The sequence below is a fragment of the Streptomyces sp. NRRL S-495 genome (assembly GCF_000966955.1).
In the GTDB taxonomy this organism is placed as follows: Bacteria; Actinomycetota; Actinomycetes; order Streptomycetales; family Streptomycetaceae; genus Kitasatospora; species Kitasatospora purpeofusca.
The window spans coordinates 1-615 of sequence record NZ_JZWY01000076.1 but is presented as its reverse complement, the minus strand read 5'-3'; the positions used below and the strand labels follow the sequence as shown (position 1 = coordinate 615).

General features: G+C 69.6%; 1 protein-coding gene. It reads right to left on the bottom strand.

Going from position 1 to position 615, the window contains the following annotated elements; genetic code table 11:
* On the bottom strand, positions 1-336 hold a 336-nt coding region (locus VR45_RS05470; RefSeq protein WP_045938529.1), incomplete at its 3' end, for a TerD family protein.
* Between the last annotated feature and the right edge of the window lie 279 nt (positions 337-615).

Sequence of the window (615 nt, the reverse complement as noted above, 5' to 3'; positions counted from 1 at the left end):
GTCGTAGATCGACACCGGGAAGACCACCTTGTCGACCTGTGGCGGCACCAGGTCCAGGTTGACCAGGACGACCTCGTCGTCCCCGTCGCCGTCACCGGTGAGGTTGTCGCCGGTGTGCTCGACCGAGCCCTCGGGGCTCTTGAGGTTGTTGTAGAAGACGAAGTACTCGTCACCCAGCACCCGGCCGCTGGAGCACAGCAGCGCGCTCGCGTCGAGGTCGAAGGGCGCACCGGTCGTCGACCGGGCGTCCCAGCCGAGACCGATCTGCACCTGCGTCAGATTCGGCGCGGCCTTGGTGAGCGAGACATTGCCACCCTTGGCGAGCGTGACACTCATTGGCGGTCCTTCCTCCCTTGCCTCCCGGGGCGCATCTCAGGTCTATTCCCCCGCGACCCCGGCCGGCCCCTTCCGGCCGGCTGAACTTTCCTGAACTCCCATCCTTCCAGTGCGGCCGAGCAGGTCGTAGCCCGGGCACGGCAAACCCCGCGCCGACCCAAGGCGAACGGCCGGGGCGGCCGCCGACGCTCTCGCGTCCGCGGCCGCCCCGGCCGTGGTTCACCACCGGGCCGTCACCGGCCCTGCCCCGACTCAGACGTTGACGCCGAAGTCCTGGGC